Source organism: Pyramidobacter sp. CG50-2 (assembly GCF_003612005.1).
Taxonomy (GTDB): Bacteria; Synergistota; Synergistia; order Synergistales; family Dethiosulfovibrionaceae; genus Pyramidobacter.
Map to the genome: position 1 here is coordinate 1 of NZ_RAWT01000118.1, position 427 is coordinate 427.

2 tRNA genes are annotated in these 427 nt (G+C 50.8%); both read right to left on the reverse strand.

The window, feature by feature from the left end:
* Positions 1-151: 151 nt before the first annotated feature.
* Positions 152-227 (reverse strand) — tRNA-Ala (locus D7D26_RS12070).
* 14 nt (positions 228-241) lie between these two features.
* Positions 242-318, reverse strand: a tRNA-Ile gene (locus tag D7D26_RS12075).
* Between the last annotated feature and the right edge of the window lie 109 nt (positions 319-427).

Genomic DNA, 427 nt, shown 5'->3' on the forward strand with positions numbered 1-427 from the left:
CTTTCGTCGGCTGTAAGTGCCTAGGCATCCGTCGTATGCCCTTTCTACCTTAACCTGTTTCAGTTTCGTCCTGTTCGATTGTCAAAGAGCGCGTACCGTCTTTTTCTTGACTGTTGGGTAAGAAAACGTCCCTTGAAGAAGTGTTCTTAGCTGGTGGAGGTGACCGGAATCGAACCGACGACCTCCTGCGTGCAAAGCAGGCGCTCTCCCAACTGAGCTACACCCCCAGCAAAGATGAATATGGTGGGCCGCAGAAGATTTGAACTTCTGACCTCTCGGTTATCAGCCGAGTGCTCTGACCAACTGAGCTAGCGGCCCACAAAGTGAAGAAGTTAAACTAGCGTCGCTCTGTATTTCTGTCGTGCAAACGTGCAGCTTGTTTCGTTCAGCTTGAGTTCTCGTTCGCTGATGGTGCTCCTTAGAAAGG